16 protein-coding genes are annotated in these 20,001 nt (G+C 45.3%); 8 read left to right on the top strand and 8 right to left on the bottom strand.

Annotation, left to right across the window (positions count from 1 at the left end; translation table 11 throughout):
• The 5 genes from V7S74_RS05500 to V7S74_RS05480 are packed head-to-tail and all read left to right on the top strand — an operon-like array spanning position 1 to position 5,952.
• Positions 1-744: a glycosyltransferase gene (locus tag V7S74_RS05500; protein ID WP_406777769.1), complete on the top strand. Its 744-nt coding sequence runs from the start codon at positions 1-3 to the stop codon at positions 742-744.
• 8 nt (positions 745-752) lie between these two features.
• Positions 753-2,321 (top strand): capsule assembly Wzi family protein, encoded by a 1,569-nt coding sequence (locus V7S74_RS05495; RefSeq protein WP_406777768.1) that lies wholly within the window; start codon positions 753-755, stop codon positions 2,319-2,321.
• Complete coding sequence (locus tag V7S74_RS05490; protein ID WP_406777767.1) at positions 2,315-3,949, top strand: hypothetical protein; 1,635 nt, start codon at positions 2,315-2,317, stop codon at positions 3,947-3,949. The genes V7S74_RS05495 and V7S74_RS05490 overlap by 7 nt, the downstream gene beginning before the upstream one ends.
• The gene (locus V7S74_RS05485; protein ID WP_406777766.1) at positions 3,936-5,195 is read left to right on the top strand and encodes an O-antigen ligase family protein; all 1,260 of its coding nucleotides are present in this window, start codon (positions 3,936-3,938) and stop codon (positions 5,193-5,195) included. Before V7S74_RS05490 ends, V7S74_RS05485 begins: the two co-directional genes overlap by 14 nt.
• Positions 5,185-5,952 carry a WecB/TagA/CpsF family glycosyltransferase gene (locus V7S74_RS05480; RefSeq protein ID WP_406777765.1) on the top strand — a complete coding sequence of 256 codons (768 nt, stop codon included), beginning with the start codon at positions 5,185-5,187 and terminating at the stop codon, positions 5,950-5,952. The genes V7S74_RS05485 and V7S74_RS05480 overlap by 11 nt, the downstream gene beginning before the upstream one ends.
• Here V7S74_RS05480 and V7S74_RS05475 read toward each other — a convergent pair.
• Entirely contained in the window at positions 5,927-7,315 is a 1,389-nt protein-coding gene (locus V7S74_RS05475; RefSeq protein ID WP_406777764.1) for an undecaprenyl-phosphate glucose phosphotransferase, read from the bottom strand. The two genes, V7S74_RS05480 and V7S74_RS05475, sit on opposite strands and share 26 nt — an antisense overlap.
• Before the next feature lie 57 nt (positions 7,316-7,372).
• On the opposite strand from V7S74_RS05475, the gene V7S74_RS05470 reads away from it, so the two are divergent.
• Both V7S74_RS05470 and V7S74_RS05465 read left to right on the top strand, forming a co-directional pair.
• Positions 7,373-8,896 (top strand): capsule assembly Wzi family protein, encoded by a 1,524-nt coding sequence (locus V7S74_RS05470; RefSeq protein ID WP_406777763.1) that lies wholly within the window; start codon positions 7,373-7,375, stop codon positions 8,894-8,896.
• Positions 8,897-8,956: 60 nt separating this feature from the next.
• Positions 8,957-9,229, top strand: a complete 273-nt coding sequence (locus tag V7S74_RS05465; protein ID WP_406777762.1) for a PEGA domain-containing protein — start codon at positions 8,957-8,959, stop codon at positions 9,227-9,229.
• Here the strand turns inward: V7S74_RS05465 and V7S74_RS05460 are convergent.
• The 6 genes from V7S74_RS05460 to V7S74_RS05435 all read right to left on the bottom strand — a co-directional run bounded on the left by V7S74_RS05460 (position 9,222) and on the right by V7S74_RS05435 (position 16,921).
• Positions 9,222-10,349: a trans-sulfuration enzyme family protein gene (locus tag V7S74_RS05460; RefSeq protein WP_406777761.1), complete on the bottom strand. Its 1,128-nt coding sequence runs from the start codon at positions 10,347-10,349 to the stop codon at positions 9,222-9,224. The genes V7S74_RS05465 and V7S74_RS05460 overlap by 8 nt on opposite strands.
• Positions 10,350-11,081 (bottom strand): LPS export ABC transporter ATP-binding protein, encoded by a 732-nt coding sequence (gene lptB, locus V7S74_RS05455; protein WP_406777760.1) that lies wholly within the window; start codon positions 11,079-11,081, stop codon positions 10,350-10,352. It abuts the gene before it with no gap.
• Between the two features lie 581 nt (positions 11,082-11,662).
• Positions 11,663-12,184, bottom strand: coding sequence for a hypothetical protein (locus tag V7S74_RS05450; RefSeq protein WP_406777759.1), 522 nt, complete (start codon positions 12,182-12,184; stop codon positions 11,663-11,665).
• Between the two features lie 21 nt (positions 12,185-12,205).
• Entirely contained in the window at positions 12,206-12,412 is a 207-nt protein-coding gene (locus tag V7S74_RS05445; RefSeq protein ID WP_395616666.1) for a helix-turn-helix transcriptional regulator, read from the bottom strand.
• A 187-nt stretch (positions 12,413-12,599) separates the two neighbouring features.
• Positions 12,600-13,904 (bottom strand): amidohydrolase family protein, encoded by a 1,305-nt coding sequence (locus V7S74_RS05440; RefSeq protein ID WP_406777758.1) that lies wholly within the window; start codon positions 13,902-13,904, stop codon positions 12,600-12,602.
• An 8-nt stretch (positions 13,905-13,912) separates the two neighbouring features.
• On the bottom strand, positions 13,913-16,921 hold the full coding sequence (locus tag V7S74_RS05435) for an amidohydrolase family protein (protein WP_406777757.1): 3,009 nt from the start codon (positions 16,919-16,921) through the stop codon (positions 13,913-13,915).
• Positions 16,922-17,005: 84 nt separating this feature from the next.
• Between V7S74_RS05435 and V7S74_RS05430 the strand changes: the two genes are divergently transcribed.
• Entirely contained in the window at positions 17,006-17,614 is a 609-nt protein-coding gene (locus tag V7S74_RS05430) for a hypothetical protein (RefSeq protein WP_406777756.1), read from the top strand.
• A gap of 4 nt (positions 17,615-17,618) precedes the next feature.
• On the opposite strand, the gene V7S74_RS05425 is transcribed toward V7S74_RS05430, so the two are convergent.
• Positions 17,619-19,997: a glycoside hydrolase family 95 protein gene (locus V7S74_RS05425; protein WP_406777755.1), complete on the bottom strand. Its 2,379-nt coding sequence runs from the start codon at positions 19,995-19,997 to the stop codon at positions 17,619-17,621.
• Positions 19,998-20,001 lie beyond the last annotated feature (4 nt).

Here is a 20,001-nt window from a genome sequence, read left to right as displayed (position 1 = left end):
ATGATCTCTATCGTAATTTGTTCGAAGCAAAAAAACTTGCGTGATCAGTTAGTCTCAAACATAGCCGAGACTATTGGTTGTCCATATGATTTGCAGATAATTACTGATAGGGCTTCCATCACTCAAGCCTATGAGGAAGGGCTAGCTTTATCCCAACATCCCATTTGCTTATTTGTACACGAAGATATCCTCTTTCATACTAAAAACTGGGGGGCTATTCTCGTAAGTCATTTCAAGAAAAATAGTCAATTGGGCTTAGTAGGAATAGCTGGTTCAAAATCTAAAACGTTCATTCCATCAGCTTGGTGGGATTGCCCTGAAGAGGATAAGGTAATTCGAGTTATTCAACACAAACCTAATGGGAGTAAAGAAGACCAAAATCAAGGTTTTGGATCTGAAAAGATAGTTGAAGTCGCTATAATTGATGGCGTGTTCATGGCATTGCATAAAGAATCAGGGGCGCATTTTGATCAGACTTTAACAGGTTTCCACGGGTACGATTTGGACATATCCTTAGCTGTTCAGGAAAAAGGATACAAGGTAGCCGTCATTCCAGAAATCGTAGTAGAGCATTATTCGCTGGGTAATTTACATCAAGGGTGGTTGAGTGCGATTTTGCATGTTCATCGAAAGTACAAACACGTTTTACCCATCCATTTTGGATCTGCCGGAATAGGTCAAGAGTTTAAAAACCTCATTCAATTGTTCAAGCATTATGTGAACTTAGTTAGGAAGAATTCCTAACTTTGTTTATGAAGTTTTTCTTTTCACTTTGCTGTGTATTTTTTCTTCTAGCCACTTCTGCTAGCGCCCAAAACGCTATTCCTGTCGGATTCTCTGACATTGATGAGCAAGTGCGCAATCTTCAACTTTTAGGGAAGGTAGAGGCAAATCAGTCGATGCTTGCACGCCCCTTTTATTCTACGGGAAATCAAAGTATGCAAGATCTGTATCGATTAATCGATCCTTCTGCTAACGACTCCATCAAGAGCTATAAGAAAGGTTTATTTCAAGCCATTTTATTGCCTGCTTCTTTGACCCAAAAACTAAATACCTCACGTCCTTATGGCTGGAATGACCAGGCGATGTCTTTTTCGAATGGTTATCAAATGCAAGCAAGTGCCGGTATTTATGCTCGATTTAGTATTCTTCATATTCAATATAAACCTGAATATGTACATACTGGATCGGCAGAATATGAAACAAGTGGAGCATGGGGACAAGTGAATCCCTCTTTAGATCGTATTAGCCTAGGACAATCTTCTGCTCGTTTAGAGGCTGGTGGAATTTCAGTTGGTGTTTCGAACCAAAATCTTTGGTGGGGTCCAGGACATTATTCTTCTTTATTGATGACGAATAATGCAGCAGGGTTCTTACATTATAGTTTGAATACAACACGTCCATTGAAGACGCCCGTCGGATCTTTTGAATTTCAATTAATTTTAGGGCGGATGACTCGGGATTCCTTGCAAGGTGATGAGAATGCTGCGCTTAAACGTAGAGACCTTTCTGGCAGGCCTAAAAATCGCCAATACAATGGTCTGATTCTGACCTACCAGCCTAGGTTTATGAAGAACGTGTTTTTCTCAGTTTCCAGATCATTCCAAAACTACGAGGTAGATAAGCCAGGTGCTCGATTTATGAATACCTATTTACCCGTTTTAAATAATTTGTTCAAGAACGATTATAATGACGATACGCTGAGTAAAGATCAGATTTTGAGTATTTCCACCCGCTGGTTAATGCCGAAGAATCATGCAGAAATTTATGCTGAATTTGGATACAATGATGCGAAACAAAATTTGCGTGATTTGTGGTTAGATATGGCGCATTCGGCGGCTTGGGTAGTGGGATTTAAGAAACTTCATCCGTTGAATAGTCGAACTTTTATTGAGATTTTTGGTGAAGCGACTAAGATGGCTCAGAGTCCATCTTATTTAATGCGTAGTGCAGGGAATTGGTATGAACATAGTCAAGTTACAGAAGGATTTACCAATAATAATCAAATTCTAGGCGCAGGTGCAGGCCATGGTAATAATGTTCAGACGATGGGGGTAAGCTGGAATCAAGGATGGAAGAAACTTGGCATAACTTTTCAACATGTGGCACAAAATCCGATGTTAGAAACTGGTCAATCGGCAGTCAGGACACGTTTAGTTAAATGGGATGATTACGCTTTTGGTTTGCAAGGAGGATATCGCTATAAAAAATTATTGTTTACCGGAGATCTGAAGTGGGTAAACTCCAGCAACTATTTATGGGAAAAGGATCGTTCAAAATCGAATCTATACGCCTTCATTAATACGATTTTCTTATGGTAAAGTACGTTCTAGGACTCTTATTGTTCTCTTGCACGGTTTTCGCTCAGACGACTTTATTGGATGATATTAGTCTGCAGGATCTACACCGAAATGCGCAATTAATGAACATGGATTCAGCTAAGTATGCGAATCAATCGTTTCTGATTCGCTCGACTTCGGCGCTCCAGGAACTGGAAACGGTTTCTAGCGATAAGTTTAAAATCCAAAGTATTTCATTACGTCACACCTTACAGAATAATAGCCTGATGCCTTTAGGATTTAACCAGGGAACAATGTATCCTTCCATTGGGTTTCAGCGTCGCTGGAGCCTAGGGGTTCATTTCTCTTGGAAATTCCTCGATGTAAACCTACAGCCAGAGTGGGTGTTGGCAGAGAATTCGCCTAGTGTTCCTTTTGCAGGAAGTCCGCAGGATGGTAACTATTGGACAAGAATCTTTTTCCTCATTAATAATAACATTGATCAATACCGGTACTTTGGGTATGAGCCTCTGAAAACATTTTTCCCTGGTCAATCTCGTATCGCTATGAAGTTTGGGAATGTCGTTACAGGCGTATCGACAGAGAATAATTGGTGGGGCCCTGGATTTAGAAACAGCTTAATGATGACGAATGAGGCCTCTGGTTTCCTACATTATTTTGTCCAAAACCGGAAGCCTGTCCACACTCCCATCGGAACATTCGAGGGTAAGGGACTTATCGGGATGTTAGAAAATCCGACCATGCTTTCACCAGAAGACAAGAATTTTCGACCAATCTGGGCGGGCGGAATAGAAAATAAGAACAATTCAGTACGTATGCTGAAGGCTTTTATCGTGAATTGGCAACCGAAGTGGGTGCCTAATTTCTACTTAGGCTATTCTTTTGCACAGCAAAACTATTTTGAAAACGAAGACCCGAAACCGGGCAAGCCATTTGTAGAGAATCCTAAAATGCAATTAGGGGCTTTCCTTTTCCGCTTTGCTTTGCCTAAGGATCATGCAGAATTTTATGCAGAACTGGGCCAACCGGATAAGTTAGTTGGGCCGGCCAGTTTCTTTGGGGATTCCACGAAGACAGGGTTTGTGATAGGGGGACGGAAGTTATTTCCTTTGGGCAAAAAGAAGAAATCATATTTACAGCTAGGCATCGAATTCACGCAATTGCAGTTGATGGATCCCGGTTTAGTAATAGATAATAACAACGTGGGTGGCGGGCCATTACATAACAGCTGGTACACGAGTACGGAAGTGCGTCAAGGCTATACTCAGAATGCCAAAATGCTAGGGGCCTCTATCGGTCCAGGTTCAAACAGTCAAAGTGTTTATCTAAGCCTCCATCGCGGTAGAAGCTTAATCCGTCTTAATCTTGAGCGCTTTGCTCGTAATAACGACTTTTACGTGTACCAATATTTCGGTAGTGGTCATGCAAATCGCTATTGGGTGAACTTGATGGCCGGCATCGAAGCCCAAATCGGAATCACCAAGAACTTGCTTTTAGGTGGTTCATATCTGCACACCGCAGTGAATAATTATATGTGGGTGCGCATCGAAGATAACATCGCAGATTGGTCAGAATCATCCACGAAGTCGGATTACATGAACCAGCAATGGCAGGTTTCTTTAAAATACCAAATCAATGGACGCCGTTAAGAAGCTGTATTTGCAGGCGTATTTCTTCGTGATGGCACTCTATGTGTTCTTCAACAAGGGGATTGCTTACAGTTTTTTGGCGGAGGCTTTGTGGGCTGGTGGATTCATCGTCCTGTTTTTAACGCGTAAATCCTATGCTTTTGGGTGGGATAAGCGGACGAAGATTTTGGCCTTTTTTCTGGCGGTTACGGTAGGCTATATCGGCTGGGGATTGCGTTCTTATGCCCTGTTTGATGTGATTCGCGACTCTTTTGTGATCCAATATGCTTGGTTCGCCTTTTTCGTGTTTTTATTCAAGGATCTGCGCGCGCAAATGTGGGAGTATATCATCAAGATCTATACGTGGTTCCCGTTTTTCGCCTTGTTGAATTTTTACCTCCAAAACTTCTCAGAATTTTTCGAGAACTTCATTCTTTTCGGTTCTGTGCCCTTCGCCCTTTATAAGTACGGCGATATGGGGGTGCATTTATTGATTTCTTCGTTGGTTTTGATGTTGTATTTAAACCATCGATCGATTCGTTTTCAGGTGACACTAGCCGTAGCGATTCTGTTGAATTTATTGATAATAACGGCCTATTCTCGCTCAGGAATGCTCGCTTATTTGATTAGTTTAGGCCTTTTTGTGTTCTATACGAAGCGCGAGGAGATGCGGGTTTTGCTCAAACAATACGCGCGTTATTTGCCTATCATCTTGCTGATTGTGTTGCCATTGTATGCGTCTATCAAGGTGAAGGAAAACTTCCAAGGCCGAAAGGTGGGAATGGAGCAATTAGTGGAGAATGTGGGCTCGATTTTTGGGGTGAGTAAGGATTCAACCTTAGATGAAAATAAGTTTTGGCGATTAGTGTGGTGGGCGAATATCATCGATTACAGTGTCACGCCGGAATATGCGGCGCAGGGCAAGGGTTTAGGGATGAGTCTGGCGGAGAGTGATGAGGTGGTGACGGAGATTGAGGATTTGCGGTCGCCGCATAATTTTAATTTGACCATTTTAGCGCGTTTCGGTTGGCCGCTGTTCATGTTGTGGGTCTATTGGCTTTTGTGTTTGTTTAAGCCTATGTTTAAGCGGCAGCTGAATGATCAGCAGCTGATGATTTCTTGCATATTATTCACTTTTTGGTTGAATGGAAGCTTCGATGTGTTCTTAGAAGGACCCATGGGCGCTTTCCCATTCTGGACCTGGGTGGGCTTGTATTTTTTAGGGGATTTCTTTCAGGGACCAGATGCCGCACCGAATGAAGCATAATAGGATTGATATTCTGGGTACCCCCGTTTCCTCGCTGACGATGGATGAATTGTTCAGCGATTGGGAGGCTGTGATTCAGCAGGGCCAAAAAGCGCAGGTCTGTATTACTCCGGTGAATTCTATTTTGGCGGCGCGCGCGGCAGCGCGCGTTCAAACCATCTACAAGAACGCGGAGTATGTTCTTTGCGATGGAGTCCCGGTGAAATGGGCCTCCGAGTTCCTCGGAACGCCTATTAAGCAGCGGATTACGGGGTTGGATGTATTGCCAAGGATATTTCCGTTTGCCTTAAAGAACGATTTCTCCATCTTTTTGCTCGGCGCTTCGCCGGGTGTGGCAGAAACGCTACAGCAAGTGATGGAGGCGAAGCACCCAGATGTACAAATCGTGGGAACCTTCGTGCCGCCTTTCAGAGCGGTCTTTTCAGAGGATGAAAATGAGCAGATGATTCAGGCGATCAATGCAGTGAAACCGGATATTTTATTGGTGAGTCTGACGGCGCCGAAACAAGATATTTGGATTGCGGATAATCTATCAAAATTAGATACGCATCTAGCCATCGGAATCGGAGGAGCCTTCGAAGTGGCCGCGGGAATGATCAAAAGAGCTCCCGTTTGGATGCAGAAGGCCGGTTTGGAATGGTTCTATCGCTTCTTGCAGGAGCCTAAGCGGATGTTCAAACGCTATTTCGTGGAGGCGCCGGTGTTCATTCCGCTCATCATTCAACAAAAACTTAGTAAGCGTTCTGGTCGCCTCTAAAGAAGTTGATGACCGTCTGGAGGATGATTTGGCAATCTAACCAAAACGACCAGCGGTGAATATAACTCAAATCAAAGTCCACACGTTCCTGCATGTCCTCCGTCGTACGCGTTTCCCCGCGACAGCCGTTTACTTGCGCCCAGCCGCTAATTCCCGGCAAAACAATGTGGCGTAACATATAATTATCCACCGTATTCATCGATTCGATGTTCAGCGGCGTCGGGTGTGGACGAGGTCCTACGACAGACATATCGCCCATCAACACATTCCAAAACTGCGGAATCTCATCTAAGTTTGTCTTCCGTAAGAAAGCCCCAATACGCGTGATGCGTGGGTCATCTTTATGCGCCTGCTGGTAATTCCCGTCTTCATCCACGTCCTCACTTTCCTGCACCATCGTCCGGAACTTATAACAAATCAAGGTCTCGTTATTTAAGCCCCAACGTTCTTGTTTGAAGATCACTGGCCCTTTGGACGTCAACTTAATCAACAAGGCGATAATCGGAAACAAAATCAACCCGAAAGTACAGAAGAACAATACCGAAAAAGCCACATCGAAAATGCGCTTTAAAATACGGTTTTCAATACGGTCTAGTGGCAAGCGCCCCACATTCATCACGGGCACTTGACCGATGGTCTGAATGCTGACAGACGAAGTAGAATATTGCTTGAAATCGGGAAGGATACGGACTTTGGTCCGGTAATAATCACAAATGCTGATGCAGCGCTGAATCGTCGAATATTCGTCCGTAGGCAGGGCAATCACCACCTCGTCGATATAACGCGACTTCAGAATCAAATCCAGCTGGCTGATTTTACCTAAATAATCACAACCTTGGATATTATTCATTTCGTCATCAATGATGCCCTCCACTTTATAGCCGTAATAATAGTATTTCTGAACGGTCTCAAAGAAGTTTTTCGCCGCCGCGGTTGCACCCACTAATAAAACTACATCATTCATGCGCCCTTGGTAGAACGCGGCGTGGCGGTTTTTACGCAAAATATACTTCGTTACGGCTGCAAACAGGAAATTTGCACCGATGAAATACACGAAAAAGCTGAAATCGTAGGCACCGGTCGGCTTCAAAAAGAAGAGACTAGAGCTGAGCAAAATGGTGAATAAAATCAGATGGTAGATAATGAAGATGATCTCCTCGGCGAACTTATTGGAGCGTCTATCTGCGTATAATTTGGAAAAAGACGAGACAAAATACCAAAGTACTAATGCCAACAATCCAAAGGCTGGATTCCACTGATCGAGATGTCCTGTGTTCCAAAGCGCCACCAAATATGCCGCGAACACCACGAGGGCATCGTTCACATAGCGAATCAGCGCAAAACGATTGGACTTTTTGTTCATAGAAATCTTTATCACTCAAATTTACAACATTGCGCCCAATCCTCCCTAAATTTGTCCATGCTTAAACGGATCTTTTTTTTCTTTTTGACCATCCAAATCTACGCCCAGACGATTCCGGTGGGGATGAATGATTTTTCGGAAGAGCGTTTTCGCAACCAACAATTGATCTCTGGGGCTTACAAATCGTTTACTATACGGCCCGTTTCGGATACCACCATTTCCCACCTGCTGCCCGCCACTGTCCTGACTTCGTATAATTCCGATGTGCCGATGGGCTGGAATGACGGCGCGATGATCCCGGCGGCGGGGCTACAAACTTATTTAATGGCCGGTTTTTTTCTCCAGCACAAGGCCCTCAGTCTACAAGTAAAACCGGAATTTGTCTACGCTGAAAACCGAGACTTTGAGACCTTCTCCTTGCAAGGCGCTTACCGGGCACCCATGCTGGTTTTGTGGAATAGCACGGATATTCCGGAGCGTTTTGGGACGAGCTCTTATTCCCGTTTTCGTTTAGGCCAAAGTGCCCTCCGCCTCTCCTCCCGCTCCGTTTCAGTAGGCATTTCCACCGAAAACCTCTGGTGGGGTCCCGGTTTCAGGAACTCTTTATTAATGTCAAACAATGCCCCAGGATTCCTGCATGGTACATTTAACAGCGTAAAACCGTTAAAAACCTTTTTAGGATCTTTCGAATTTCAAATCATTGGCGGTCGCCTCGAAGGTTCTGGTGTTCAACCCATTCCAGCAGACTATGTGGTGAACGGAGTCAATTATTTAGAACCTAAAATCGCAGATGCCCGCTACATTTCTGCCCTCACCTTTAATTACCAGCCGCGCTGGATTCCGGGTTTATTTCTCGGTTTCTCGCGCTCCTTCCATTTGTATATCTCGGATATGGGATCGGGTTTAACGGATGTCTTCCCCTTTATTTTGCCTTTCGAGAAGAAGCGTGTTCCGCTAGAGGATGAAAAGCGACGCGATCAGCTCGCTTCCTTTTCTGCTCGCTGGGTATTTCCTGCTTCGCAGCTTGAAATCTACGGCGAAATCGGCTGGAATGATTACAAAAACAGTTTGATCGATTGGTATTTATCGCTGGAACATTCGAGGGCCTATTTGTTTGGGATGCGCAAGGTTTTCTTGCAATCTCCGGGTCGATACGTGCGGTTTACCTTCGAGAATACTTCGATGGAAATGACCGCTGATCGCTTAGTCCGCAATAATGGACCTTGGTACCGCCACGATTTTGTGCGCCATGGTTATACGAATGAAGGCCAGGTTTTAGGTGCTGGCATTGGTCCCGGTTCTAATCTCCAAACCTTCGATGTCGCCTTCGTTCGCCCTTCCACCATCTCCGGTTTTACGATCGAGCGCTATGCCCATAACATGGACTATTATTACGATGCGTTTAAAGTGTATGATTCCAAATGGGTGGACGTTAATTTTGGCGGATATTACCAACGCCGTGTGAAGAAAATGGCTTATTCCGCTCGACTTAATTTCGCGCTCATTCGAAATTACCAATGGGTCGTCGACAAAGTCTTCTTAAATACCCAACTGCAATTATCAGCAACTAGATATTTTTAACTCTCAGGATACAATTTCGTTTATTTTTCGGTAGTTTTGATTTCTTAAATCATAGCCTACATGAAAAATTTCTTTATCGTATTGTTAATCAGTGCTTTAAGTTCATTTGTGGCTCCTGCTACAAAGACGATAACGGTTAAAACTGACCCTGCTGGAGCAGAGGTTATATTAAACGGCTATTTCGTAGGGAAGACTCCCGTAGAAATTAAGATCGACGAGAAACAATACAATTTTCTTTCCATTTCGAAGTCTGGATACAAACGTCAGCGTGTCGAATTGAAAGGAATCGATAAAGAAATTGAAGTGAAATTAGAGAAGGACCTCTCTAAATAGTATTCAGGGCTTGATCTAAGTCTGCCCATAAATCATCCACATGTTCGAGTCCAATCGAGAAACGCAACAAGTTTCCCGGTGTCGTACTTTGCGGTCCTTCGATGGATCTGCGGTGCTCTACTAAAGATTCCACCCCACCTAAACTCGTCGCCTGTTGAAATAGCTGCAATTTGCCAGCCATATCACGCGTTTCCGTTTCACCCGCCTTCACCTGCAGCGCAATCATACCACTGAAACCTTGTTTCATTTGTTCTTTCGCAAGATCGTATTGTGGATGGGACTCTAAACCCGGGTAATGTACTTTTTCTACCTTTGGATGCTTTTCTAAACGTTTGGCTAGTTCCAAAGCCGTCGCACTATGCTCTCTCATTCTCAACGGCAAAGTCTTCAAACCTCTCGCTAGTAAATAACAATCCAGCGGATTAGGGGTCGCCCCCATCAATATCTGCACTCGCTCGATACGTTTCGCCCACTCATCATCTTCTTTTACGAGCACCGCACCACCCATAATATCGGAGTGTCCGCCAATATACTTCGTCGTCGCGTGCATCACGAAGTCTGCACCAAGGGCGATGGGATTTTGGATAATAGGAGTCGCTAGGGTATTGTCTACGCCTAATTTCAGACCGTTTTTCTGCGCTATCTTCGCTAGGCCAGCGATGTCTGTTAAACAAAGCATCGGATTCGCAGGAGTTTCTGCCCAGATCAGTTTTGTGTTCTTTTGAATCGCCTTTTCGACTTTCGCTAAATCCGTCATGTCCACTTGCGTTACCTCTAAACCCCAGGGGCCTAGAATTTCTTCCGCTAGTTTGTAAGAGGCGTAATAGCCTACTTCGGGCATTAGGATGTGATCACCGGATTGAAGACATTGGAAAACGGCGTTGACGGCGGCGAGGCCTGAGCCGAAGGCGAAGCCTCGCGACGCTCCTTCTAAGGCCGCTAGGCCTTTTTCAAGGGCCGTGCGATTAGGGTTGGAGTTGCGAGAATACATGTGGCCTTTTGGGTAAGTACCGTCCAAAGCCCGTTCAAAAGTCGTCGTCAAAAACACCGGCGCCGCAATCGACCCCGCCGTCTCATCCTTCAAATGACTCCCATGTACCGCAATTGTCTCCTTTTTCATCTATTTATTTTCTCTCAACTTAAAGTTTTTACCTAAATACAAACGACGAACTTGTTCGTCATCCGCTAATTCTCTCGGCGTACCAGCCTTCAAAATCTTTCCCTCAAAAAGCAAATAAGCCCTGTCAGTAATCGACAAAGTCTCATCCACATTATGATCCGTAATCAAGATGCCGATATTTCTAAACTTCAACTTCGATACGATTGTTTGAATCTCCTCCACCGCAATCGGATCGACCCCTGCAAACGGCTCATCTAACAAGATGAATTTGGGATCTACCGCTAGCGCCCTTGCGATTTCGGTTCTTCTACGCTCTCCACCTGAAAGCACCTGCCCCAAACTCTTGCGCACATGCGTCAAGGAGAACTCTTCGAGCAAGCTTTCGACCTTTTCTTTTTGGGCGGCTTTGGACAAATCCGTCATTTCTAACACCGCCTGTATATTTTCCTCCACGCTTAAAGTCCGGAATACGGATGCTTCCTGCGCTAAATACCCGATGCCCAAACGCGCGCGCTTGTACATAGGTAAGTCTGTTACGTCCAAATCATCTAAATACACTTTCCCCTCATTCGGCTTCACCAATCCCGTTGCGATATAGAAGGAAGTGGTCTTCCCGGCACCATTTGGCCCCAAAAGTCCCACAATTTCCCCTTGCGCCACCTGGTACGAAATGTGATCATTCACTAATCGCTGCCCGTATTTCTTGACTAAATTCTCTGTCCGTAAAATCATGCCTTAAAAATACGAATATTTTCGATGTTTTTCTCCACGCCTTCTTTGCTCCTTTACGACTTGAACCTGTTGTTTTCAAACCTTGCGCCAGCTTGCAGTCGGATTTTGTAAATCTTCGAGAGCTGTAGAAACGATTTTGGCGTATTGACAGAATGTGTCAATAGCAAGAGTATCCAGTGTTAAGCTCTGTTAAAAGCGGTTTTGTGAATAACTGGACAAATTGATAAACTCGATTTTCAGGTATTGACAGATTGTGTCAAAAGCTGAAAACGCCTTTGCATACCTCGCCGCTATTTTAACATTATGCCGTTTCAGTCATTTCACGGCCAGTATGGTATTGGCAGCAGGTTTGCATTACCCCATTCTCTATGCTCTCTACTCTCTAATCTCAAATGAGACTAAGCCGGAAAGACACTAAGCCGGAGTCGACTAAGCGGCGAAGCAGCGACTAAGTCACGCAGTGACGACTAAATCGCGTAGCGATGACTAAGTGACGAAGTCACGACTTCGCGCAGCACAGCGATGACTAAGTGATGAAGTCACGACTTCGCGCAGCGATCACGACTTCGCGCAGCGCAGCGCTAGAGCGCAACCCCACTAACCGTATACCGAGTAGGAGACGAAAACCAGCGAAGAGCTTGAGATCCAGAAATGGTGTAGGAAACGACGCGACCGGAGATGAGGTGCATCGATAGTTTTTTGGACGTAATATAAATTAAATTCTCAAAGGAAATCTCAAAGTCTACCTGTGATGGGCGGCCTGCAGAGTCCAGGGCTATTTTAAAGGAACGAACAGGAAGATTTTCGCCTTTTTTTAGGGTGTATTGGATTAGGCCTGGGGTGGATTCATCCGTGTAACTGAGGGCGTAAGCAGGTTTGTTTAGGTCCGCTTCCTCAAAAAGGGCCCATTCTTTCTTCAAATCTAGCTGAACGGAGTCAATGACTTCGGTGGTGCCGTCGAGAGTGACGGTCTTTTTTACCGAAAGGGGGGATGAGGAAAGCTGGTTCAGCTCTTTTTTCCAATCGTAGAAATGGGTCGCCGGCTCCGGGGAGCTGGTGCACGCAATGAATGTCAAAAAGATTAAAATGCTGAGGCGAATCATCCCCCCAAAGGTAAGAATTTTTTAGGCGGAGAAAACATCCTCTATGGGAATCTTCAAGACTTTAATGAGGAGGTAGATCTTCGTGGCGTTCGGATAATGTTTTCCGGATTCCCAATAATTGTAGGCGCTTTGGGAAACTCCTACGGCGGAAGCTACCTGTGATTGTGTCATCCGTAAAGTTAAGCGGGACTTGATCAGAACGGTTGAAAAGACGAGTTTGGTTTTCATAATTATTAGTGGTTACAGTGATATTTTTGATAATATTCAGAGAATTAATTCAAAAACAAAACTTAATCCACTATATCACAGAAGATTATAAAAACACTGATAATGATGCGCAATGAGAGTATATAAAAAAGTCCTCAAAAGACAAAATCGGCTTTTGAGGACTTTTTGTACTAAACTTTAATTCAAATTATTTTACGTTGTACTTGTATTTATAACGCTCAAATAACTGCGAGTGTTTGTTATCTAAGTTCAACGCGCGACCTTGAATATAGGCGTTCGTTAAGACGCTTGAACGCATGTCCAAAATATCTCCGGTGCTGATCACGATGTTCGCATCTTTACCTGCTTCGATACTTCCTGTGCGATCCGCAATTCCTAAGATTTTCGCTGCGTTTAAGGTAATCGCTGATAAAGCTTCTTCCTTTGTCACACCGTAAGCGGCCATGGTACCAGCGTGGAAGGGAAGGTCGCGTTGGCGCCAGTTTCCGTCTCCGCCTTCGAAGCCCATCGAGAATAAAACACCGGCTTTTTGTAACATGCCTGGCGTCTTATACGGTTGATCTACGGCATCATCTTCGGAGGCTGGCAGGCTATGGATTTCTCCCAAAATCACCGCCACGTTATTCTCCTTCAAAATATCCGCAATCATCCAGCTGTCGGTAGCTCCTACGAGAACGAGTTTGAAGTTGAATTCTTTGGCAAAATTAATCGCCGCTAACATTTCCTTCACAAGATCGCAATGCACGAAAAAGGGTTTGCTACCATCAAAAAGACCTCTTGTAGCTTCGAACTTCAAGTTCGTACTTGTATGCGTCTTCTCGTTCAAATACGCTTTCGCCTCTTTAAAAAAGGACCGCGCCTCTTCGAGGCGCGCCAAACCCGCCGCCACTGGATCTGCATTCGCTCCTCTTCTTTGAAATGCCGCCGGACGATTAATCAAAGCCGGCATCTTGAAGTGAATGCCGTTATCCATCGCGTAAGCGGCATCTTGCCAGTTCCACGCATCTAATTGCACGACGCTAGAAGAACCGGGGATCATCCCACCTTGCGGCGTGATTTGCGCTAATAAAACACCATTCGAACGAACGGTATTGATGATTTTGGAATCCGTGTTGTAGGCTACGATTGAACGAATGTTCGGATTCATTTCACCTAGTTCCTCAATGTCAACAGTCGACTTCGTAGAAGCGAATTCTACTAAACCTAAGCTCGAGTTAGGCGCGATTAAGCCTGGATAAACGTGTTTTCCCGTCGCATCTACGCGTTCTACATCTCCTGTAATTGAAGCAGAAGTAGCTGAAACGCTTTTGATTTTGCCTTTCTCGATCACGACCGTGCCGTTCTCAATGATGCTACCATTACCCACGTGGATTGTACCGCCAGAAATGACGATGGTCTTGCTTTGGGCAGGAGAGGGGTGCATATTTTCTTGTGCTACCGCAGAGAAACCGCTGATAGCTAAGAAGAGTGTATATATGATCTGTTTTTTCATCTTATTTTCTAGTTTTCAGTGTTTGCCCAACGGTTCGAAATACGGTCCCAAATGCTGTTTCCGTGGTGGTGATCCTCTTCGCACTCGTTTTCTGCGCGGTAAGATGGAGTAGCTGGGCGAGTCGATGCACCGCCTTTTTTGGCACCGATCATCTTCTGAACCAAACGCTGCTTCTCTGCCTTCAATTCTGCTTGACGAACTAGGTCCGCCGCGCGATCGAATACTACCGCACCGTCTACAATTGTGTGTTCAGATTTTGCATAGATCGATAATGGATTGTCTGACCAAACCACGATATCTGCATCCTTACCTTCCTTGATTGAACCGACACGGTCAGCGACGTGTAACATTTTGGCAGGATTCAACGTCACCATTTTCAACGCCTCTTCCTCTGACATACCTGCGTATTTCACGGATTTAGCTGCTTCTTGATTCAAACGACGCGCCATTTCCGCATCATCCGAATTGATCGCCACGTTCACACCCGTCTTTTGCATCAAGTACGCATTCTGTGGAATCGCATCCGTCACCTCCATTTTATACGTCCACCAGTCCGAAAACGTTGATGCATTTGCACCGTGTTTCGCCATGATATCAGCCACTTTATAGCCCTCTAAGATGTGTGTGAAGGTATTTACAGTGAATCCAAAATGATCCGCCACCTTCATCATCGCGTTAATCTCGCTCTGTACATACGAGTGACACGTGATGAAACGCTTGTGGTTTAAGATTTCGACCAGAGTCTCTAATTCTAAATCTATACGCTTACCAGGACCTTGTTTTTCATAGTCTCTCGCACGTGTAAAGGCATCCATTAACACCTGTTCCACACCCATTCTTGTATCTGGGAAACGAGGATTCGACGTATTCCAAGAACGTTTTACGTTCTCGCCCAATGCGAATTTGATGAACGGATCCCAATTCTCAAACTTCATACCCTCAGCGTTAGCGCCCCAACGGAACTTTAGTAATTGCGTTTGGCCACCGATCGTGTTACAAGAACCGTGCAAGATGTGGCTAGACGTCACACCACCACTTAATTGACGGTAGATATCCACGTCATCTGGATCGATCACGTCTTGGATTCGTACTTCAGCCGTCACCGATTGTGAACATTCGTTAATCCCGCCTGTACCCGCTACGTGCGAGTGCTCGTCGATGATACCCGCCGTCACGTGCTTGCCCGTTCCGTCGATCACACGAGCAGCTGGATCTTTCAATCCTTTGCCGATCGCAGCGATTTTACCATTCTTTAATAAGACGTCGCTATTCTTTAAAACGCCGGATTTTTCATTTGTCCAAACCGTCGCATTCTTAATCAAAATTGTTTCTGCTGTTGCTGGTTTTGAAGTTCCATACGCCGCAAAAGGATAGATCACTGAACCTACCTCCAATTTATCCTCTTTCTTCGCTGTTTTCTTCGAAGCTGTATCAGCCGCCGCAGATGCCGTTGCTTTCCAAGAAACCCAATCACCGTTCGCTAATTGTCCTGTTCCAGTGAAAGTCGCGTTTGCGAAGGTACCGCTCAAGCGTGTGCGCTTGCCTTTGTCCGCTTTCGAAGCGAAGCTGATGTTGATTAAGGATTCTTTTTGGGAGAAATCTACAGACGTCGTGTCTTTCGCTAAAATCTGCACTTTATATCCTCCTGGCTCGCCTGAGATACTTAAAGTCGCTTTGTTTGCGCCTACTTGTAAGTCATATTTTCCTGCCAAAGAGCTCCATTGCTCCTTCGCGATCGGATACGCATCGCCTTGCACCCAGTTTTCGATAATCGTTGTTTTATCCGAGAAAACCGGACCGTTCGTAATCACGAAGTTCGCTAATTTACCAGCATCCAGGCTTCCAACTAAATCAGACACTCCTAAAATAGAAGCCGGAGTTGAAGTCAACGCCTCTAAGGCCTTTTGCTCGCTCAAACCATATTGAATGGCCTTGCGAAGGTTTGGGATAAAACTACTCACGTCTTTTAATCCGTTTGCTGTGATAGCGAACGAAAGACCCGCTTTCTCAAAAGTCGCTGGATTCGTAGGCGCTAATTCCCAGTGCTTCATGTCCGCTACGTTCACAAAACGCGCGTCTGTCGGATCTTCTAAATCCATCGCTTGCGGGAAGTCCAAAGGCAAAATGAATTTCGCATTCGTCGCTTTCATCTCATCAATACGTTGGTATTCGTTACCGCTCGCCTTGATAATGTATTGAACACCAAACTCATCACCGATTTTATCCGCTCTTAAAGCAGACCATTTATCTGTTACCTCGAAGATTTGAGGAAGTGTTTGAATCTCATTGAAGGAGGCCAAAGATAAATTCGTCCCCTCTTTCGCCGGCTTCGATTTGTACCAAGCGGCGTCTAAGAAGTTTTGGCGTAAAAGCGCAATCGAACCCATTAAAGAACCTGGATAATCCTGCGTAGAGGAACCTTTATTAAAGGAATAATGCGCCGATGCCTTCTCTTTCAAGACCACTAAATTTTCTCTTTCCTTCGCTAAACTCACGAAAACGCCGGTTCCACGAGAGATACCGTCCATTTGGTGCGTTAAAACTGTTCCAAAGCCTAGCTTGCGCAATTCCTTCGCCTTCGCATCATTCACCTCGAACAATTTCGCGTGTGAAACCTCCGATTTAATGGCCTGATTCCAGGAATAAGGGCCTTTTGTGTTTGAGATCATTTGCGATGGAGAACGGAATCCGCCGCCACCTGCTGCTACCGCTGACATGCCGTAATCACTGTAAAGATCAATGAAAGACGGGTAAATGTATTTGCCGCCGCAGTCGATAACCACCGCGTCCTTCGGAACGATTGCCGTCCCTACAGATTCAATTTTGCCATTTTTAATGACCAAAGTCGCCTTCTGTAAAGTCGTCTTCGCATCTTTCACGATGGTCGCATTCGTGAAGGCATAATAACCATTCGACGGACTCGCCACATCATTAATGGGGAAAGTCACCTGGGCAATGAGTGGGCTGCTCAAGAAAAGGAACAGAGCCCCTAGCCAATAGGAGTAGATTTTTTTCATTCGTTGATTTAATTGTTAGAGTTTAAAGATAGAAAAATTTTGTCTTTGACCTATCTTTGTCTACACATTTTGCCTAAGTCAATCATGCATACCGCTAATACCATCGCCCACCTGGTGGCGAATCCAGAATCACATGCCCGTTTTTTGAACACCCTTTCCTTTATGGAAAATTCCGGTGCGCGCAAGATTTCTAAATTTGAGCACAAAAAAGAAGTCAGCCTGATTATCCTAAAGCACGCCGCTGAAGAGCATCGCCACGCTTATTATTTGAAGAAGCAAATCAGCAAATTAGTCCCGTCCGGTTTCGAGACTTATGACGATTCATTTTTGATTAACCCACGCTCATCTCGCTTCTACTTAGATGTGTTAGACCTGCGTGTCAGCCAATATGCAAAGAAAAACTTAGGCCTTTCGGGCTATGACGTGAAATGGGCGGCCTATTTATTAGTGACCTATGCCATCGAATTACGCGCGGACGAATTGTATCCGATTTACCAGCAAATTCTCACGGAAACGAAATCGAAAGTCCAAGTGAAATCCATCATCGTGGAAGAGGAAGGGCACCTGGAGGAAATGATTTCTCAGCTAAAGTCTACCTGGCCAGACTGGGAAAAACACGCCACTGTGGCCGTGCAGATCGAGTCGGAATTATTTCAGGATTGGGTGAGTTCGCTGGTTCCTGAGGTAGTATAAGGTTTCACAAAACGTGAACTTCTCCCGTTTTTATCAACAAACTTTTAATCTCGCCGTTCACCTTTACTTTCGCCGTGCTGCCTTTTAGCCCTTTCAGGTGCAAGGACGTCACTTTGCCGTCTTTCCAACTCATTGAAACCTCGAATCCACCACGGGTTTTTAGGCCAGAAACGGAGCCTTCTGATGCCCATGCAGCCGGTAAAGCAGGGAGTATTTCAATTAATTCCGGAGTGGATTGAACCAGCATTTCTGCTACCGCTGCGGATCCACCAAAGTTCCCATCGATTTGGAAAGGAGGGTGTGCATCGAACAAGTTCGGGTAGGTGCCACCGCCGCGAGCATAGTTTACTTTTACGCCGTCTGGTTCTACGTATTTCAAGAGTTCGCGGTACATTTTATAGGCGTGATCTCCGTCGCGAAGGCGTGCCCAGAGGTTAATTCTCCAGCCTTTAGACCAGCCTGTTGTCTCGTCTCCTTTGATCTCTAAGGTTTTTTTCGCCGCCGCAGCAATCGTTGGCGTTTCCGCCACCGTTACGTGCGTACCTGGATAAAGACCGTACAGATGGGATTGGTGGCGGTGTTTTGGGTCCGTGTCTTCCCAGTCGAAATACCATTCCTGCAAGTTGCCTTTTGCGCCTACTTGGTACGGAAGCATTTTGGCTAATGCCTTTTCTAAAGATGCTTGGAAGGCAGGATCTTTCTGCAGGATTTTTTCTGCTGCGATTAAGTCCAAAAACAACTCGCGAATCATCGCCAAATCTGCCGTCGCCCCGTAGGCTGTCGCTCCTTGGTAGCCCGTAGGCGTGATGAATTTGTTCTCTGGGGAGGTTGATGGAGATGTGATTAAGCGCCCATTTTTGTCCTCAATTAGCCAATACAGGCAGAATTCTGCCGCACCGCGCATTAAAGGATAAGCTTTTGACTCTAAGAATTTCTTGTCTTGTGTGAACAAATAATGCTCCCACAAGTGGGTTGAAGCCCAAGTCGCGCCCATTGGCCAGTTGGCCCAGCTCGGATCGCCGTTTCCGAAATCTCCCACGGGATTCGACATCGCCCAAATATCAGAATTGTGGTGAACCACCCAGCCTGGGGCATTATAAAAGGTCTTCGCGGTGATGCGTCCCGTCTTTTCTAGGTTCTCCAAGAAGCCCAAAAACGGAGAGTGCATCTCGCTTAAATTTGTATTTTCTGCCAGCCAATAATTCTCTTCGGCATTAATATTCATCGTGTAATTACTCGACCAAGGCGGTCGAATGTGTGGATTCCATAAACCTTGCAAGTTGGCTGGGACGCCCGGAGTACGCGAACTAGAGATCAATAAATAACGCCCAAACTGGAAGTATAGCGTTTCGAGGTAGTTGTCCTTCTCGCCTTTGGCATAACGTCGTAAACGCTCATCCGTAGGCAACTCCGGTGCATTATCTGCCGGTAAATTCAAGTTTACACGCTTGAAATATGGCTGGTAATCTGCTAAATGGCGCGCTAATAATTGCTCCGCTCCCTTAAAGCTGGCCGCCTGCAAACGCTTTTCAGATAGCTCATCCTCGTTCAAACCCTCTTTCGATGGGCTCTTGTCGAAACCATTAAAACTCGTCGCCATCGTCACTAAAATCGTCGCGTCCGTTCCGCCCGCCATCTGTAAAGTGGAGTCGGTTCTAACTACCTTTCCATCAGCCGATTGAATCAAAATATCGGTAGCAAAACGTGTCCCTTTTGAATCATCGAACATAATTGGATTCCCTTGTTTGCGCACATAGTTTGGATCCGCTCTAACCGGCGCTACTCCTTTTGCATGCAAGTGATTGATGGTTGATTTCGTTGCATATTTCAAAAGCGATTTAAATTGTACCGTGAAATTCAAACCCTTTTTCTCCCTACTCGTTAAGTGAATCACGAACACGTTATCTGGATGCGAGAAGAAGTATTCCTTGCGAATTTCGTTCGTGCCCGCGTGGTAATGCACCGTCGAAACCGCCTTATCTAGACTCAATTCGCGGCGGTATTCCGTCGGATTTTCGTGGTTGAAATCGATGTATAAAGTACCGAGTGGGGCATAGGATTCTGAGAATTTACCCTGAATTTTACGGACCAAAGAATCCGCCGCTTTATAATTCTCAAGGCGCAAAGCCTCGCGAACCGCCGGCAAGTTTTTATACGCCTCCTTGTTCATATAAGGGTCCATCGGCTCCCCAGACCACAAAGTCAGGTCATTCAAAAAGATCTTATCGCTCTTCGTACCGCCAAAAACAGTCGCCCCCTGTTTTCCATTCCCTAGCACCAGCGCCTCTTCGAAATAGGTAGCCGGTTTATCGTACCACAAACGCATCGGCTTTTGCTGTGCGAACGTACTAAAAGCAATCAGAGTCAAGAATAGATAGCGCATAGGT

The sequence above is a fragment of the Aquirufa novilacunae genome (genome assembly GCF_045310505.1).
GTDB lineage: Bacteria > Bacteroidota > Bacteroidia > Cytophagales > Spirosomataceae > Aquirufa > Aquirufa novilacunae.
The sequence above is the reverse complement of the archived record's forward strand: the minus strand, read 5'-3'. Positions and strand labels throughout refer to the sequence as shown.